Origin of the sequence: Micromonospora sp. NPDC049114 (assembly GCF_040648635.1) — a bacterium.
Lineage (GTDB): Bacteria > Actinomycetota > Actinomycetes > Mycobacteriales > Micromonosporaceae > Micromonospora.
In genome coordinates, this window is record NZ_JBEZEA010000005.1 from 1 (window position 1) to 554 (window position 554).

Here is a 554-nt window from a genome sequence, read left to right on the forward strand (position 1 = left end):
TTACATTCCGAACCCGGAAGCTAAGCCCTCCAGCGCCGATGGTACTGCACTCGTGAGGGTGTGGGAGAGTAGGACACCGCCGGACAATCTTCCAGTCGAGGGCCGCCCCATCCGGGTCGGCCCTCGACTGCGTAGCGCCATTGGTGGCGCAATCAGGAAGGATGTACCTGTGAGTTCAGGACCGCAGGGCGGAGATCGTCCCCGTCGTTCCGAAGACCGCACCGACGGCCCGGCTGGACGCGACCGTGGTGCGCGCCGCGACGACCGCCCCCCGTACCGGGGAGATCGGGACAACGCCGGCGGCGCCCGGGGCGGATATGCCGGCGGTCGTGACGGCGGTTCCCGTGGTGGCGACCGCGATGGATCGCGTTCGGGTGCCCCGCGTGAGGGTGGTTTCCGTGGCGGCGACCGCGAGGGTGGCTTCCGCGGTGGTGACCGTCGTGAGGGTGGTTTCCGCGGTGGTGACCGCGATGGATCGCGTTCCGGTGCCCCGCGTGAGGGTGGTTTCCGCGGTGGCGACCGTGACGGTGGTTTCCGTGGCGGTGACCGTCGTG

At 69.7% G+C, this 554-nt stretch carries 1 rRNA gene; it reads left to right on the forward strand.

The features are described 5' to 3' along the window. Window positions 1-85, forward strand: a 5S ribosomal RNA gene (gene rrf / locus AB0B39_RS16880); the annotation flags it as partial. Window positions 86-554: the final 469 nt, after the last annotated feature.